Origin of the sequence: Brevibacillus sp. AY1, assembly GCF_029870785.1 — a bacterium.
In the GTDB taxonomy this organism is placed as follows: domain Bacteria; phylum Bacillota; class Bacilli; order Brevibacillales; family Brevibacillaceae; genus Brevibacillus; species Brevibacillus invocatus.
In genome coordinates, this window is the sequence record NZ_JAFLPN010000057.1 from 1 (window position 1) to 16764 (window position 16764).

General features: G+C 34.4%; 15 protein-coding genes and 3 riboswitches. Of the genes, 13 read left to right on the forward strand and 2 right to left on the reverse strand.

All coding sequences use genetic code 11. The features are described 5' to 3' along the window. Positions 1–228: 228 nt before the first annotated feature. The 6 genes from JZI27_RS23160 to JZI27_RS23185 all read left to right on the forward strand — a co-directional run bounded on the left by JZI27_RS23160 (position 229) and on the right by JZI27_RS23185 (position 5621). Complete coding sequence (locus JZI27_RS23160; protein WP_245997163.1) at positions 229–459, forward strand: CxxH/CxxC protein; 231 nt, start codon at positions 229–231, stop codon at positions 457–459. Between the two features lie 5 nt (positions 460–464). Continuing rightward, positions 465–944 (forward strand): 23S rRNA (pseudouridine(1915)-N(3))-methyltransferase RlmH, encoded by a 480-nt coding sequence (gene rlmH, locus JZI27_RS23165; RefSeq protein ID WP_280209508.1) that lies wholly within the window; start codon positions 465–467, stop codon positions 942–944. 264 nt (positions 945–1208) lie between these two features. Next, a complete protein-coding gene (locus JZI27_RS23170) occupies positions 1209–1724 on the forward strand; it encodes a hypothetical protein (RefSeq protein WP_280209510.1) in 516 nt (171 codons plus the stop codon). A 43-nt stretch (positions 1725–1767) separates the two neighbouring features. Then, entirely contained in the window at positions 1768–2475 is a 708-nt protein-coding gene (locus tag JZI27_RS23175) for a helix-turn-helix domain-containing protein (RefSeq protein ID WP_280209511.1), read from the forward strand. Positions 2476–2854: 379 nt separating this feature from the next. Beyond that, the gene (locus tag JZI27_RS23180) at positions 2855–3115 is read left to right on the forward strand and encodes a hypothetical protein (RefSeq protein WP_280209512.1); all 261 of its coding nucleotides are present in this window, start codon (positions 2855–2857) and stop codon (positions 3113–3115) included. A gap of 130 nt (positions 3116–3245) precedes the next feature. After that, positions 3246–5621, forward strand: a complete 2376-nt coding sequence (locus JZI27_RS23185) for a S8 family peptidase (protein ID WP_280209513.1) — start codon at positions 3246–3248, stop codon at positions 5619–5621. 137 nt (positions 5622–5758) lie between these two features. On the opposite strand, the gene JZI27_RS23190 is transcribed toward JZI27_RS23185, so the two are convergent. Further along, positions 5759–6775 (reverse strand): AAA family ATPase, encoded by a 1017-nt coding sequence (locus JZI27_RS23190; protein ID WP_280209514.1) that lies wholly within the window; start codon positions 6773–6775, stop codon positions 5759–5761. Positions 6776–7427: 652 nt separating this feature from the next. Between JZI27_RS23190 and JZI27_RS23195 the strand changes: the two genes are divergently transcribed. Then, the gene (locus JZI27_RS23195; protein ID WP_280209515.1) at positions 7428–7751 is read left to right on the forward strand and encodes a hypothetical protein; all 324 of its coding nucleotides are present in this window, start codon (positions 7428–7430) and stop codon (positions 7749–7751) included. 194 nt (positions 7752–7945) lie between these two features. Here JZI27_RS23195 and JZI27_RS23200 read toward each other — a convergent pair whose 3' ends face one another. Further along, a complete protein-coding gene (locus JZI27_RS23200; RefSeq protein WP_280209517.1) occupies positions 7946–8329 on the reverse strand; it encodes a Na-translocating system protein MpsC family protein in 384 nt (127 codons plus the stop codon). 141 nt (positions 8330–8470) lie between these two features. Next, a riboswitch (cyclic di-AMP (ydaO/yuaA leader) is annotated at positions 8471–8610 on the reverse strand. Positions 8611–8655: 45 nt separating this feature from the next. Next, positions 8656–8795, reverse strand: a riboswitch (cyclic di-AMP (ydaO/yuaA leader). A gap of 203 nt (positions 8796–8998) precedes the next feature. Continuing rightward, a riboswitch (cyclic di-AMP (ydaO/yuaA leader) is annotated at positions 8999–9139 on the forward strand. Between the two features lie 377 nt (positions 9140–9516). Here JZI27_RS23200 and JZI27_RS23205 point away from each other — a divergent pair. The 6 genes from JZI27_RS23205 (at position 9517) to JZI27_RS23225 (ending at position 16696) form a co-directional block, all read left to right on the forward strand. Then, positions 9517–9894, forward strand: a complete 378-nt coding sequence (locus JZI27_RS23205; protein WP_280209519.1) for a hypothetical protein — start codon at positions 9517–9519, stop codon at positions 9892–9894. Between the two features lie 179 nt (positions 9895–10073). Next, positions 10074–10151, forward strand: a complete 78-nt coding sequence (locus tag JZI27_RS25135) for a potassium-transporting ATPase subunit F (RefSeq protein ID WP_481752841.1) — start codon at positions 10074–10076, stop codon at positions 10149–10151. Positions 10152–10177: 26 nt separating this feature from the next. Then, entirely contained in the window at positions 10178–11848 is a 1671-nt protein-coding gene (gene kdpA / locus JZI27_RS23210) for a potassium-transporting ATPase subunit KdpA (RefSeq protein ID WP_280209521.1), read from the forward strand. Between the two features lie 69 nt (positions 11849–11917). Then, on the forward strand, positions 11918–13957 hold the full coding sequence (kdpB, locus tag JZI27_RS23215; protein ID WP_280209527.1) for a potassium-transporting ATPase subunit KdpB: 2040 nt from the start codon (positions 11918–11920) through the stop codon (positions 13955–13957). A gap of 27 nt (positions 13958–13984) precedes the next feature. Continuing rightward, positions 13985–14539: a potassium-transporting ATPase subunit KdpC gene (kdpC, locus tag JZI27_RS23220; protein ID WP_280209523.1), complete on the forward strand. Its 555-nt coding sequence runs from the start codon at positions 13985–13987 to the stop codon at positions 14537–14539. Positions 14540–14599: 60 nt separating this feature from the next. After that, entirely contained in the window at positions 14600–16696 is a 2097-nt protein-coding gene (locus JZI27_RS23225; protein WP_280209525.1) for a universal stress protein, read from the forward strand. Positions 16697–16764: the final 68 nt, after the last annotated feature.

Genomic DNA, 16764 nt, shown 5'->3' on the forward strand with positions numbered 1-16764 from the left:
ATCGACAAGTCACTGCGTAAACTTAGGAACCGCCGTATACCGAACGGTACGTACGGTGGTGTGGGAGGTCGGCTGCCCAAATAATGGGTAGCCTCCTACCCGATTGGTACAGTGCGGAGCGGGACGAGATTGGTCAGCAAGGATTTGTTTTCTGTACAAACTGGGGTAGAATATAGAGCGGTATGATTCGGAACGGAAAAAGATCGAGAATGGGAGATGTATGCGAGGATGAGAACGATTCGGATTGAGGGTAAGGAAGTAGAGCTGATCGAAGAGTTTCCGGTGCGATTTGCGTGTATGGAGCATGTCGAGGAGGAGCTGGATGATTACGTCAACGAATTCGAAGCGGCGCCCAATACATACAGAGCCTCGTCGATTGAAATGGATCAAGTAGACAAGCGTTGTCGAGTATGTGGAGAACCGGGACAGATCGCGTTGTTGCGAGAGAAAGGAATGTAGCGAGCGTGCAGATTACGATTATTACCGTGGGAAAATTGAAGGAGAAATACTTACGTGAGGGCATCGACGAATACACCAAGCGGTTGTCCGCGTATTGCAAGCTGCAGATCGTCGAGGTCAATGATGAGAAGGCGCCGGAGGATATGAGTGCGGCCGAGATGGAGCAGGTGAAGCGCAAGGAAGGCGAACGGATTCTCTCACAGATCAAGCAGGATCAGTATGTGATCGCATTGGCTATCGAAGGGCAGATGTGGTCGTCGGAGAAGCTGTCGGCTGAGTTGGATAAATTGGCGCTGCACGGGCGCAGTCAGGTGGCGTTTGTGATTGGCGGGTCGCTTGGATTGGCAGATCAGGTGCTGAAGCGGGCGGATGCGCAGCTGTCGTTTTCGAAGATGACGTTTCCGCATCAGTTGGTGCGGCTGGTGCTGGTGGAGCAGGTTTATCGGGCGTTTCGGATTGGGCGGGGTGAACCGTATCACAAATAGTGGTAAAGCAGAAAGTTGAAGTGGTACTTGATAAAGAGTGGCTTAACAAAATTCAACTATGAAATTCCCGCTCCACCGGTATCTACATTATACACACAAACTACAAAATATTATTATCGTAACAGATAAGACAGGTAATTGCCTGTCTTTTTTTTGTGTTCTATTTTAAATGATTGGCTTTTAAAACAGATGAATGTGCTCATAATAGCGGAGAAATTTTAACATCTACGTTAAACTAATAACAAAATATGGAGGTGAGCACATTTGGAGAAAATAATTGATTTTTCGTGGCATAAAGTCGCAGTGATTGCAATTATGTTTTATTATTCATTATGTTTTACGACCGTATGTTTACCTTTAATGTGGTGGTACTATAGAATCCCAACAACTAATTATTATATCCTTTCGGTTTCTACATTACTGTTTGGCGGCTTCATATTCAATATAATCTTATCAAAGATATATCCTCTAAAAGCAGAGGACTTAAGGGAAGGTTTTCCAAGAAAATTTATCATTACCGTATTTATAGGAATGTTTACTTTTTATTTAATCTCCTGCTCTGCGATTTTTATATTTACTGATAATACAGTTTTAAGCATATACTTTCTGATGTTTTTAATGTCAGGAGGGTATTTTTGGTTTTGCATACTTCAGGGCTATATTTTAGCAAAAAATGATTATAAAGGTCGTGAAATTAATAACAGTATTACTTGGCAAGGAAAGGTGTTGGTATTTAGTATCCCACTTTCATTGTTACTGGGATATTTATTACTGCCTTAATTATTTAGCTTAATGCATTAAGAAAATGAAAGGGTGAATGTTCATGGACAATAACATGGAATCAAAAATAGTGATAGGAGATAAACTTCAACATTTGCTTATGATTAATGGTTTTAATACTGCTTCCCTGATTAAAGAAACCAATATTGATGAATCAACTCTTCAGGATTACTTAAATAATGTAAAAAGCCCGACATTAGAGGATGGAGTACAGCTGGCAAAATTTTTTAATACATCATTAGATTATATGATTGGTACTTCGGACTTTATTTTGGATACATGGGACTACGATTTTTTAGAAGAGTTTCTTCAATTTTCATCAATAAAAATAAGAGAACACTTTGAGGATAGACAGAATATAAAAGTTCCTGATAGAGATGAACTTGATACAGTATTATTTGGATTATTAACCTATATAACACTATCAAGATCAGGGAGGTCATTTGAAGATTTAAGCGATGATGAAATAAGTATTATGAAAGCATCCTTTACAGAAATCATATCAATATTCAATTCTTGTGTCACCATGAGTAATCAGGATTGTTTTGATATAAAAGAGTTGAAAGCATTGAATAGAAATATTGTAGAGTATTTGTTTGGGGATTATAGTTTTGTTTACGAAAGAGTTTTAAAAGGATTAGAAAATAACACTGAAATTTCAGAGGTTGAAAAAATTCAGTTATTGAAGGCTTCTATTAATCAGAATATGGAACATAATCAAATGACTCTCAAAATATTAGACAGTTTGTAATAAAACATGAAAGCAAGTAGTGTAAACGGGCACATTATTTCGGCTTAGAGGAACAGTATTTCTTCAAATTAGGACTGAATGTACCTATGTAGATGATATAATTATGATCTGGACACTGGTATAACTTGCAAACAAACTATAAAATATTATTTTCGTAGAGATAAGGCAGGTTCTTACCTGTCTTTTTTGATGTATATACAAATAAACCAACCCAAAATTAGCCTCTAATTGCCCCTAGAATCGTATTTAGACATGCTATAATGCCCTTATGTATTAAGTTATATATAAATACTGAAAGTGGACCATATACCGCTGAATTTGTCTAAACGTATATTATATTTAGTTGCAAGTCATTACTTTGAATAGGGGTAGAGAGCCAATGCAAGAAAAAGTCAATCAAAATGATAAATTGTTTTTTAAAATAGAAGGAAAACTCATGATAAGGGTATATACTTTCAAATTAAATGACGAACTTATAGGTTGTAAAGCATTGGTCAAAGAAGGTTTCATTATAGATAGTTCTAAGCCAGTAAAAATTAGTAAGGTAACTCCCAGCTATTTAATTGTGGAGACGGAAAATGGAATATCTACTATTTTAAGGGAAAACCATATTGAATGCTTGTTAATTGAATTGAGTTAGACTGCAGTGGCTACAGAGATAGTCGAAGGAAAGAAACCTGCTATAATTTACCTGTAATTATTTGTAATCTTTTGATATCATTAAATATTATAGGACAATGGTATCGCTAATGCGTAAGGGGATGTATTAATTGACTTATGAACACCTGCAGTTAATTAAAGAAAATATAAATTTTGTTAGACAGGGTAGGCAAGATAGAAGACCGGACCGACAAATTCAGCCCAGAATTCATGGCCAAAAATTGCAAAATAGTTTTCATTCTAAAAAGGAACAGTATGAAGCAACTAAGAAAATCGGTGAAGATTTTATTTTTAAAATTGTACGTGACAATTCTAAGCCCATAAATTTTAACAAATTGGGGTTATCATTGTTAGCAGAACTACCTAATAATATTTCTGTAGTTGAAGTTAAAGATTCATATGCACTTATGTCTAACTTATCTGATTTTACAGCAGAGCAGATAGCAAAAACTAAGGTAGTGAACTATTCCCAGTTTGCTAATATTGACGAATTTATTTTTCAGACGCCTGAAGAAAAAATGGGTCCAATACTTAGTAATAAATCAATAAATCAAGAAAGTGTTTATACTTTAGACGTTCAGTTGTATTCAAGTGATGAAAGTCTTAAGGACATCCATAAAAAAGTATCTTTATTTAAAGACTTTTTAAAATCAATTCAAGCTACTTTATTAGATGATTGTATTTTACAGAGTTTGATTCTGCTAAAGATAAAAATTAAAGGTAGTTTTATAAAGGATTTATTAGAACATCGCAACGTTTATTTTGTGGATATGCCACAAAATTCAATATATGATATGGACAATATTAATCAGTTATCTTTTAGTGAGTTGCCCAAAGTTGACCTACCAAGTGAGGATTCTCCATTAATAGGAGTAATAGACAGTGGTATTATTCCTACACATCCTTTGTTGAAAGGGTCAATTGTTGCTTCAGAATCATTTGGTGGATTAAACTCACCTTTTGATGAACAAGGACACGGAACAATGGTTGCAGGAATTATTCAATTTGGAGACTTAAATAATGTGTTAAGCTTAGAATCTGTTAAACTACCTTTTAAACTTTTAAATGGTAGAGTAACCAACCAAAATAATAGTTTTCCAGATGAAAAAATTCTTGTAAACGTGATAAAAGAGGCAATCGAGGAATTTATTAATGAATATCAATGTGACATTTTTAATCTATCTTTGGGAGATAGTCGTTTTCCTTATGAAACGGATACAAAAATGGACCACTGGAGTTATATTTTAGACCAGATAGTACATGAATACAATGTTGCTATTATTGTGTCTGCAGGTAACTATACTCCGTATCATCACAATGGTCAAATTCTTGAACGATTTTATGATGATTTACTGGAAGATCCGATGGCAGCTTTAATTCCTCCAGCATTGGCGGTTAATTGCTTAACAGTTGGATCAAAAGTAAAAGACGATATACCTTATCAGAGTGACAAGAAACTTCAACATATAGCTGTTACGGGTAAGGAGCAGGCATCTCCTTTTACACGGGTAGGTTACGGCTATGGCAATGGTATCAAACCTGAAACTATTGCATATGGAGGTAACTATTCACTTAATACTGGTACTAAACGTTTAAATACTTCGGATCGGAATTTAGGTATACTATCTACTAGTTTATTTAACCCTACCCTTGGTAGTTGGTTTGAAACTCGTTCAGGGACTAGTTTTTCTGCACCATATATTACAAGGTTAATAGGGTTAATTAAGAAGAGGTTACCATCTGCTAAAGGGAATTTATTAAGAGCGATTCTAGTAAATACTTGTAATCAAGAAACAGGGATTAAAAATTACGTTCAGGAAAGGTATAAGAATAAAGAATTTAAACCCGCGCAGTTAAAAGAAAAATACACTAGAATACAGGGATTTGGAGATGTTAGAGAAAAGTTCCTAATAAATTCATATGACCACTATGTCACAATGTATTATGAAGGCGAAATGGAAATAAATAAGGTTAATATTTTTGAAATTCCAATTACTGATGAAATTTATAGTAAAAAGGGAAAAGCAACACTCAATATAACACTTGCTTATAATCCACCATGCAGAGATAGCAGAATAGATTATACTGGTGTAAAGATGACTTACGAGCTATTTAGAGGTCTGTCCTTAGAAGAAGTAACAAAATATACTTGTAAACCAGACGATGATGAATTCGAAAAGGACACATTGCCAAAGCACTTAAAAAAACATAAATGTAAATTAACTCCGTCCATGCAGGAAATTTCTAGAGGAACAATACTAAAATCAAGTCACAGAATATCCTCAAATGCCACTTCACAGCATGTATATGGAGATAAGTATTATTTAGCAGTAAAGTGTCAAGAAAGGTGGTATTCTGGCCCTAAACATCAGCCATATGCTGTTGTAATATCAATTGAGCATGATAATGAAGAAGCAGTACTTTACGAAGAAGTTAGAGGAGTACTAGAAGCAAGGAATCGTACACGTGTTAGACAAAGAAGTTAAACAAAAGTTTCAGGTTAGATTACATCGTTGAAAAGTTGAATGAACAATATTCAATAAATAAGTATAATTGATATAATAAAAAACCGACTATACACAAGGAAAATCGAAAACTTGTGTAAATTCGGTTTTTATTATATTTAATCATTAACTTTATTATAAATTTTTGATCGTTCTCTATAAATATCTATTTGTTTCCTAATTTTATTATCATCAATATAGGAGTCATTTTCAATTATTGCTGTTCTGATTGTATTTAATATTATTCTCTCTATATCAGCATGTGCATAGCCAACTAATTCCTTAGAAAGTTCTACAAAGCTAATTTCTAAACAAGGGTAACGTTTTAAGTTCTTCCTTAATAATTCTGTAATATGACTTTCTGTAGGTTTATCAAACATAATAACTTCATCAAACCTTCTCCATACGGCTTGATCCAGTAAATTTTGATGATTAGTAGCAGCGATTATAATGCTATCACCATTATAATTATCCAAAAGTTGCAAGAAGGTATTTACAACCCTTTTTAATTCACCATGTTCATCGACACTATCTCTTTGTTTTGAGATGGCATCAAATTCATCAAAAAATAAAATCCATGTCCCTTTTTCGATAAAATCAAAAATCTTCCTTAAATTTGATGCTGTTTCTCCTAAGTAAGAGGAAACAATGCTATCAAACCTTGTATATAAGATTGGAATATTTAATTCTCCAGCAATTGCCTCAGCAGTTACAGTCTTACCACACCCCGGTGGTCCACAAAATAAATATCTATTTCGTGGCTTCAAGCCATAAGATTCAAGAATTTCAGCGCCTTCGTATTCACGAATGAAGTCTTTTAATAATGTGCTAACAAAGTCATCTAAAATTAAATCATCTAATAGTATTTTTGATGTCTTTACATCAACAAGGTTAAAGTTTGAGTCTTTATCTTTCGGAAGGAGATGAAGCAAATTATTATTAAAGTTAGATTCAGCCTTTCTTAATTGTTTTAACGAGGTTGAATTAATTATCCTTTGCAAGTCATCTGCAAGTTGATAATGATTTTTTTTACGCTCATCATCTATAATATTATTTGCAATTGCCTTAAATTCTTCAGTATTCCCCTCATTAAAACTTTGAAAGAGTTTTTTTAAATAACTTCCTTTTGCCATCATTTTACACCCCCTTAAAGATTAAAGATATCTATATCTTATCATTATAATACCCATACTGTGAATAATTAGCGTAACAAATAAAGTTAGAACTTAACAATTATTGTGAAAAGAATCGAAATATAACAACACTTACACTTTATATAAATGAATAAAAATCCCTTATTTTTTATTATCCTTCTTACATTTTATATATTAATGGCAATTTAACAGTGATTTTTTATTTATTATTTTAAAATTATTATAAACGAATGAGGAAGGGAAAATGGACAAAGGAAAGGAAACAGTTATCATTCATTTAGATGATAATATGGTTTTAGCGAAAAGTGATCAATATTTGTCTCTGAAGTTAAAGTGAGACAGCAAAGAAGCAAAAAAATAACTATGTAGTTATTATTCATAATGAATTTATAAAAGGTGAGCAAAGGGAAATTTTAGCGAGAAATTTTGGATCTTCTTCTGCACTAATGAAATTTCTCTTCTCAATTATTCCTGAATACTTTATTAAACAAAAAGTCATTAACGAAACATACAATGCTATTCAAAAGTTAATTTCAAAGGGATAAAATTATTTTGCTTGAAAAACAAGGAATTCATAATTCCAAATTTAAGATGTAAGTAGAAACAATAATTTACTACAGAAAGGATGATATTTATGGACAATTATACAGGACGAGTACTTCTGGAAGATAATCTGGTTTATTCCTTCTTTGGTGATTATAATATAGTAATTGCTAAGGAACAGATTTACAGTTGGATGGGAAACAACCCATCTGATTCTTTATACTATGTGCTAATTGAAAAAGATTTAGCTCCTAACACACAGCAGGTAATGCATCTAAAAGTATTTACAACTATAGGTTTAACCTTAAAGTATTTATCAGCCATGTTACCAGAATATATTTATGATTTGGCTCTCATAGATAGAATCAAGGAGAATACAAATCAATTAGCATTTAAAGAAAAAAGTAAGGATTAGACCTTACTTTTTTCACTTTATTGAAAGGTGTGAAGTTGGTCGTGTTTTAATTCGCACTCTTATTTTACCCCTAAGGCTGTTTGACCTTCCTTCACTTTTATATAAAAAAATAGTAGCACAAACCACAGCTTTGATCTGTACTACTAATGTTAGTATGTTCTTGTTGAATTTTTCAGTACTAAATTAGTTAAGACTTATAACTTTTCTAATTTTTTCAATAGAGTTTGTTCTAAATCTTTATCCAAAATAAAAACCTCGATTCTTTCTCCAGTTTTGGTACTTATATCAGAGTGGGAGGAAAGAACCTTACATCCAGTATATTCTTCAACAATTTTTTCATGTTCCTCACTATAAAGCTCACGAAGTAATGTTCTCATTTGTTTAACAAGTTTTCTACCAGTTTTATTGCGGATAAGGTGTTTTTCTTCGACTGTAAGAACTCCTTTAAAACGCGTGATTAACATGTCATTAATAATATATGTTTTAGCTTCTTGAGGTCCTTTTCCGATTAAATCACGTTGAAACTTTATAAATGCTGAATTAATATCAGCTTCTAGATTCTTTTTTAAATTAAACATAAAGCCTCCATTGTAGATGTAAGATTTAAATGCTCAATATTAAATCCAAAGTTACCTTTAATAGGGCCTAAATTCATCAAAAAGAAGCTGTTAAAGTGGTCATTTTAAACAAGTATTTTTCTACAAAAAACATGGAAAATGGCCTTTCTCCAACAACGCTTACGGGGTTAGCTGTCGGATTCGGATGATTAGAGTCACCCTACCTTGTGAAAGGATTCACCCCAAGTATAATAGTTAAAGTGGTTCCCCCGCTTCAAATATGAATTCAGCGGTATTTTCTATGAATTAATAAAGTTTTAAATAATAACTAGAAAAATAAATTCACCTACTCTCTCCAACAACGCTTACGGGGTTAGCTGTCGGATTTGGGTGGTTAGAGTCACCCTACCTTGTAAAAGGATTCACCCCAAGTACAATAGTTAAAGTGGTTCCCCCGCTTCAAAATCGAATTAAGCGCTTGAGGTTAAAATCGAATATATCATACTACTAGAAAAAATCGTTGTAAAGGGTATCTGTTTGATCAAAAATTTCTATGCACTATGTATTTAAGAGAAATAATGTTAAATAAACTACTTAAAATGAGAAATATAAAATTTTAATTATTATAAATAGTTCTTAATTACTATTTACAATATTTGAAGTTTAAATTAAGATTTCAAACATAAACCAATTGTATATCGGCTTAATCCTGAGAACTCAGGAACGGAGGAACCAATCTTTTGGGGTTAATTCTACAATTGTAGAAGGGATGAGAAACTCTTTCGCCATCCTACCCGTCAGCTAACTTCGTCGGCTAAAGCGAAGGAGGTCACAAAGACCACCTTATTTCAAGGGGCTATTTTTGTATGGGTTCATGCAAAAAAGCAGCTTGATTGATACGTAGGTCTTTTTTATTATGCCTATAATTGAAAAAGTTTCGTGGAAGACAGAACGCAGAGAGGGCTTTAAGGCTTGCTAGGCGCTAAGTAGACCAATGAATACTTTTTCTCCATTCAAATGTTTTGCTGTTGCAAATCATTCATTCATCAAAATATGTGAATTTATTTTCACTATTGTGATTTGGATGTTTTTTGTACGGTTACATGACGGAGAAAGAGTAATCATTGGTCTTTTTTGTTTTACTTGCATTCAAGGAAATAGCAATCTTTATCGGCGAGCCAGTTCTATCTATTAAGGAGGAAATAAAAATGGAGAAAAAGTTAATTGTATGTAGTGAAAGCTTATACACGCCAATCGTTTCACTGATCGAGCATGAGGATTCAATGGTAGTTAAGTCATTTAACCAATCTTTTTTAACACAAATACAAAACAGAAAAACAAACATTGTAAACTTAGCAGATTTGATTGATCAATTCATGCAATATGAGGAAGTTTATATCATCGCAGATTCTTTAAATGAAGGGTTTGAATTAACCTTATTCTTTTCTGAAATAAGAACCAGAATGATTATTGTTGTCACTCATAACAGCAGATATATTCCAATTTATAAAATACTAGGAGCAAAAATTGTCATGATTACTAAACCTGGTGAGGATTCTTACCGTTGGTTGCACCGTGTTGTTTAAATTTAAGGAGGTGATTTTCAAGAATCAGATTTAGAATAACCACACTACTAATATGTCATTTAAGAAAGGGAGATTTATATGGATTTAATATCTATTGGCTTAATTATTTTATCATTTGGATTGTTTTTTGGATTTGCTAAATTTTGTAACGAAGTAATTGAAGAGAAAGGAGAAGAGTAATGATCATTTTACTAATCCTTTCGATTGGAATTGCTATTTATTTAACTGATGCACTTATTCATCCTGAAAGATATTAAATTTCATTTTACATGGAGGAAAAGAAATGGATTTTTTACAAATAGCATTGGTTTTGATTCTTGCACTAATTATTGCCATACCAATGGGTAAATACATCGCGCTAAGTTTTTCACTAGAAGAAACGAAGCTTGATCGTGTATTCGGTCAGGTAGAAAAAATCATCTATAAATTATCTGGCATCAATCCAATCAATATGAATTGGAAGCAGTATGCAAAAGCTTTATTGATTAGTAACTTAGTTATGTTTGCCATATGTTACTTGATTGTAAGGTTACAAGGTTTCCTACCGTTCAACCCAAATAATATAGGTGCTATGGAAGAATTGTTATCCTTTAATACGGTTGCAAGCTTCTTAACAAATACAAACTTACAACATTATAGTGGTGAAACTGGGTTATCATACTTTTCTCAAATGACTGTGATTACCTACTTAATGATGACAACACCAGCAACAGGTCTTGCCTTTTGTATGGCGTTCATCCGAGGGGTTACTGGACAAATGAGCTTGGGAAACTTTTATGTGGATTTAGTTCGTTCTCTGACTCGTATTCTCATCCCAGCATCACTTGTTGTAGGACTTTTATTAGTTGGTCAAGGAGTTCCACAAACACTAGATGGAACAGTAACTGCTACAACACTTGAAGGAGAAGAACAACAAATAGCTCGTGGGCCAGTTGCATCATTAGAATCGATTAAGCATTTAGGTACAAATGGTGGTGGATTCTTTGGTGTGAACGCAGCTCATCCATTTGAAAACCCAACACCGTTTTCAAATATTTTACACATACTTTCAATGCTGTTTATCCCAACTTCAATCGTATTCGCTTTTGCTTATATTGCAAAAAAACGAAAGCTAGGTTGGATTCTGACAGGTACGATGGGGGTTATATTCTTAGCGTTGCTTACGACGATTTACGTGAATGAATCAAATGGAAACCCAGCATTATCTGAAATTGGTCTCACCCAAGAAGAAGGAAGCATGGAAGGGAAAGAAGTAAGATTTGGAATTGCTCAAAGTGCACTATTCACAACTGTTACAACTGCTGCAACGACAGGATCAGTTAATAACATGCATGATACTTTAACGCCTCTTGGTGGATTTGTGCCATTAGTGTTAATGATGTTCAATAATATCTTTGGTGGAGAAGGCGTAGGGTTCGTCAATATCATCATGTATGCAATATTAGCAGTCTTTATTGCAGGGTTAATGGTTGGACGTACACCGGAATTTTTAGGTCGGAAAATTGAAGCCAAAGAGATGAAATTAATTGCTATTACCATATTAATACATCCGTTAATCATCTTAGTCCCATCAGCCATTGCGTTAGCAACAGAAATGGGTTCGTCTGCTATTTCAAATCCTGGTTTCCACGGAATATCTCAGGTAGTCTATGAATTTACTTCATCTGCCGCCAACAATGGCTCAGGATTTGAAGGATTAGGGGATAACACTCCTTTCTGGAATATAGCAACGGGTTTAGTCATGTTATTCGGTCGTTATTTTTCAATGATTGCGTTGCTTGCAGTTGCTGCGTCTTTAATTGTGAAAAAGCCAGTACCTGAAACGATTGGAACCATTAAAACGGATAATAGTACATTTTTAGTTTTCTTAGTGGCTACTGTAATAATAGTTGGGGCATTAACATTCTTCCCAGTTTTAGCATTAGGACCAATTGCGGAAGCTCTAACACTATGAAATTAGTTGAAAATAGAAGATCAAAGGAGTATTACGATGAATACAATGCATAAAAATTCGAGTATACCTATGAATTCCGAACGGAAATCTTCTCTAACGAATGGCCTGGTAAAACGAGCTATTGTTGACTCGGTTAAAAAGCTAAATCCTCGTGCAATGGTAAAGAATCCAGTGATGTTTGTTGTGGAAGTTGGATTATTGGTAACACTCATTCTAACTTTCTTTCCATCCATCTTTGGAGCTGAATCAAATCCTTTTTACAACGGAATTGTAAGTGTTATATTGCTTTTCACCATTTTGTTTGCCAACTTTGCGGAGGCTTTAGCTGAAGGTAGAGGAAAGGCGCAAGCAGAAAGCTTAAAGAAAACAAAACAAGATTTAATAGCAAGAGTGTTATTAAATGACGGAAGCTTTAGCCATGTTAGTTCAACGGACTTAAAAAAAGGTGACATTATTGTTGTGGAAGCGGGTGAATTCATTGCAGGCGATGGTGAAATTATCGCGGGTCTTGCTTCTGTGGATGAATCAGCGATTACTGGAGAATCCGCACCAGTAATTAAGGAGTCTGGTGGAGATTTCAATTCAGTAACAGGAGGAACGAGAGTGGTTAGTGATAGTCTTACCATTCGAATAACAGCTAACCCTGGTGAATCGTTTTTAGATCGTATGATTAGTTTGGTAGAAGGTGCAACACGACAAAAAACGCCGAATGAGATTGCATTAAATACGGTATTAGTTAGCTTAACATTAATTTTCTTAATTGTTTGTATTACGTTAGTACCGATTTCTAGTTATGTTGGTGTGATTATTCCAATCGCCACTTTAGTTGCTTTGCTTGTCTGTTTGATTCCGACTACTATTGGTGGACTTCTATCAGCTATCGGAATTGCAGGGATGGACCGTGTTACAAAATTTAACGTTATCGCGAAATCAGGAAAAGCTGTTGAAGCAGCGGGAGATATTAACACCATTATTTTGGATAAAACAGGAACTATCACTTACGGAAATCGAATGGCGTATGAATTCATAGCAGTTAACAATGTAAAACCAATTGATTTAACAAAAGCTGCATTACTCAGCTCTTTGCATGATGAAACGCCAGAAGGTCGTTCTGTTATTGAACTAGCTAAAAAGCTAGGAATGAAAGAAATGGAACTGAATATTCAGGAATCGGTCGGCATTGAGTTTAATGCCCAAACTCGTATGAGTGGAACAGATTTTCAAGATGGACTGAAAGTACGAAAAGGTGCAGTAGACGCGGTGAAGGAATATGTAAAACAATATGGAGGAAGTATACCTTCTGATATAGAGGAAAAGTCAAGAACGATTGCATCTGAAGGTGGAACACCACTAGCAGTTGCATCGGGCAATCAAATTTTAGGTTTAATCTATTTAAAAGATACAGTAAAAGCTGGTATGAAAGAACGCTTTGAGCAACTTAGAAGAATGGGCATTAAAACGATTATGTGTACGGGTGATAACCCATTAACTGCGGCAACAATCGCAAGTGAAGCAGGTGTCGATGAATTTATTGCAGAGGCAAAACCAGAGGATAAGATTGCATTAATTAAAAGGGAACAAGCAGTAGGGAAATTAGTTGCAATGACAGGGGATGGTACGAACGATGCACCAGCACTAGCCCAAGCGGATGTAGGGTTAGCAATGAATAGTGGTACGGTTGCAGCAAAAGAAGCTGCAAACATGGTGGACTTAGATTCAGACCCTACAAAAATTATAGAAGTTGTTGGTATTGGTAAACAATTACTCATGACTAGAGGGGCACTGACTACATTTAGTATTGCAAATGATATTGCAAAGTATTTTGCAATTATTCCAGCAATGTTTATGGTTGCAATCCCAGAAATGAGTGCTTTAAACATAATGAATTTAGCAACACCGCAAAGTGCGATTTTGTCAGCATTAATCTTTAATGCTTTGATCATTCCACTGCTGATTCCATTAGCAATGAAAGGAATCAAGTATACACCGATGAAAGCTACAAAACTATTAAATCGTAACTTACTCATCTACGGATTAGGTGGAGTCATTGTTCCGTTTATTGGAATTAAGCTCATTGATTTGTTGTTAGTGTCCATGAATCTTGTGTAAGTAACTAATTGAAAAAGGTGATATGAGATGTTAAAAAATATACGCATTAGTCTTGTTCTACTCTTCATTTGTGGTTTGGCATATCCATTAATCATGACTGGAATTTCCCAAGTATTAATGCCAGATAAAGCGAATGGAAGTATGATAACCGATGAAGATGGTAACGTAATGGGTTCTGAACTAATTGGTCAAAAATTCACAGACCCAAGTTACTTTACAGGACGTGTTTCTTCAATAGAATATAACGCTAGTGGTTCTGGTTCTGGAAATTATGCTCCATCCAATGAAGCATTGATTGAACGGACAAAAAATGATATCGAGTTGTTCGTACAAAATAATCCGAATGTGAATAAAGAAGATATTCCTGCTGATTTATTAACAAACTCTGGTTCTGGTCTTGATCCACACATCACACCTTTAGCTGCTGAAATTCAAATACCAAGAATTGCGAATGAACGAGGGGTAAGTGAAGAAGTGTTATTGAGTTTAATAAAAGAGCATACTGAAGGTCGACTATTTGGAATTTTTGGTGAACCTAGAGTAAATGTATTAAACCTAAACATTGCACTGGATGAATTGTAAAAATGAAAGGAGGGGAGTGCTCTCTCTCCTTTCCATTTTTAAATTAAGGAGGAATTTTTTTTGGCTGAGCATTTTAAAAGAAAATCCCCAGAATATATTCTTCAATCCATACAAAAATTAAATAGAGGGCATCTTAAAATTATTTTAGGGTCGGTGAGTGGGTCAGGGAAAACGTATCATCTACTACTTGAGGGTCAAGAGTTGAAGAAACGTTCTATTGATGTGGTGATAGGATTTACAATGATTTTAAACCATGTAAAAACAATTGACCAATTCAATCAATTTGAAAGAATACCACCCATTCAATGGGAAGATGATACGAGGCAATTTGATTTAGACCTGAACGCAATCATTAAAAGGAATCCTGAAGTAGTCTTGGTAGATGAACTCGCCCACTTTAATCGACCAGAGTCGAAAAACAAAACAAGGTTAGATGATGTATTAGAGCTTCTGAACCACAAAATTAGTGTAATTACTACGTTAAACATATATGAATTAGAGAATGTAAAACAAATCGCCGAAGAACAATTAGGAGCTCGTATTCCAGTACAGCGTTGTTTGCCTGAAAAAACACTTGATTTTGCAGATGAAATTAGGCTTTTAGATGTTCCTGCCAATGTTATTTTAAAACGACTGCAAAATAATAAAGATGAGAAAAATGGTTGTAAACAAAATGACTTCGAATCCATTTTATATAAACGTAATAATCTTTCTATATTAAGAGAATTAGCACTTCGATATGTAGCAGATGAAGTAAATGTTGAATTGGATGATTACCGTGAAAAGCGGGGAATGGTAGGAGCTTCTGGGGCAACAGAAAAAATATTAGTTTCCGTTCAATATCATTTGAATGGTTCCATTCTGATTAGAAGGGGGCAACAAATAGCGAAGCGATTAGGTGGTGACTTATTGGTAGTTTGTTTCCGTTCCGATAGAAAACTGCTAACAAAAAATGAAGCAACTTTTCAAAGGTCCATAAAAAAACTGGTTGAAAAAATAGGAGGAGAATTTGAGGAAATACCACTAAATTCAGGTGATGTTGCTGAAGAATTGGTTCATTATGCAATGAAAAAGAACATTACTCGAATTGTCATGGGTCAATCAAAAAGGAGTCGTCTTAAGGAAATCATTTCAGGATCTATTATTAATCGAATTCTAAGAAAAGCCCACAATATTGATATTTTTATCGTGGCAGATCGTTTTGAAAAAAGCGGGGAAAGAGTACTACCTGCAAAAAAGGCACTACCGAATCAAACAAATCCCTATCATAGGCTTACAAAAAAAGAATTGGATGCAAAAATTCATCAAATTAAATCCGGTACATTGAAAATCTATATTGGGGCAGCTCCAGGGGTAGGAAAAACGTACACAATGTTACGAGAAGCGAACCAATTAAAAAGGAACGGTATAGATGTTGTAATAGGTTTAGTCGAAACACATGGACGAAAAGGAACAATGGAACAGCTCGGTTCTCTTGAAATCATTCCTCTCAAGAAAATATTTTATAAAAACACCATTTTAAAAGAAATGGATATTGAGAGAATTATTGAACGGAATCCTGAAGTTGTATTAGTGGATGAACTTGCTCATACAAATATTCCTGGAAGTAAGCACTCAAAGAGATATCAAGATATCGAAGAAATACTTCAAGCAGGAATTTCTGTAATCTCAACAATGAACATTCAACATATAGAAAGTCTAAACGATCTGGTATTTCAAATAACAGGTGTCCATGTACGAGAAACGGTACCTGATCATATTTTAAGTGCAGCCGTTGAAATCGAACTAATTGATATCTCTCCAGAATCGTTAAGACAACGTTTGAGAGAAGGGGACATCTATGCTATGGACAAAGTCGAGCAGTCCCTTCATCATTTTTTTAAAACAGAAAATTTAATTGCTTTAAGAGAACTTGCTTTAAGAGAAGTAGCGGATGATGTCGATGAAAGATTGGAATCGCTGGAGCGCAATCACTCTTTAAGAGGCCCTTGGAGAAAAGAAGAAGTGATTTTTGTTTGTGTGAATTTGCGACATGACAGTGAATTATTAGTTCGAAGAGGTTTTCGAATTGCCTATCGTCTAAAAGCAAAATGGTATGTTTGTTTTATAAAAGATCATTCTACCTTGACTCAAGCTGAAGAAAGGATACTCATGTGAATGTCAATCAAAATGTTGACCACCGTGCTCATCAAAAAATTGACCACCATGGCAAAAATCAATCCACC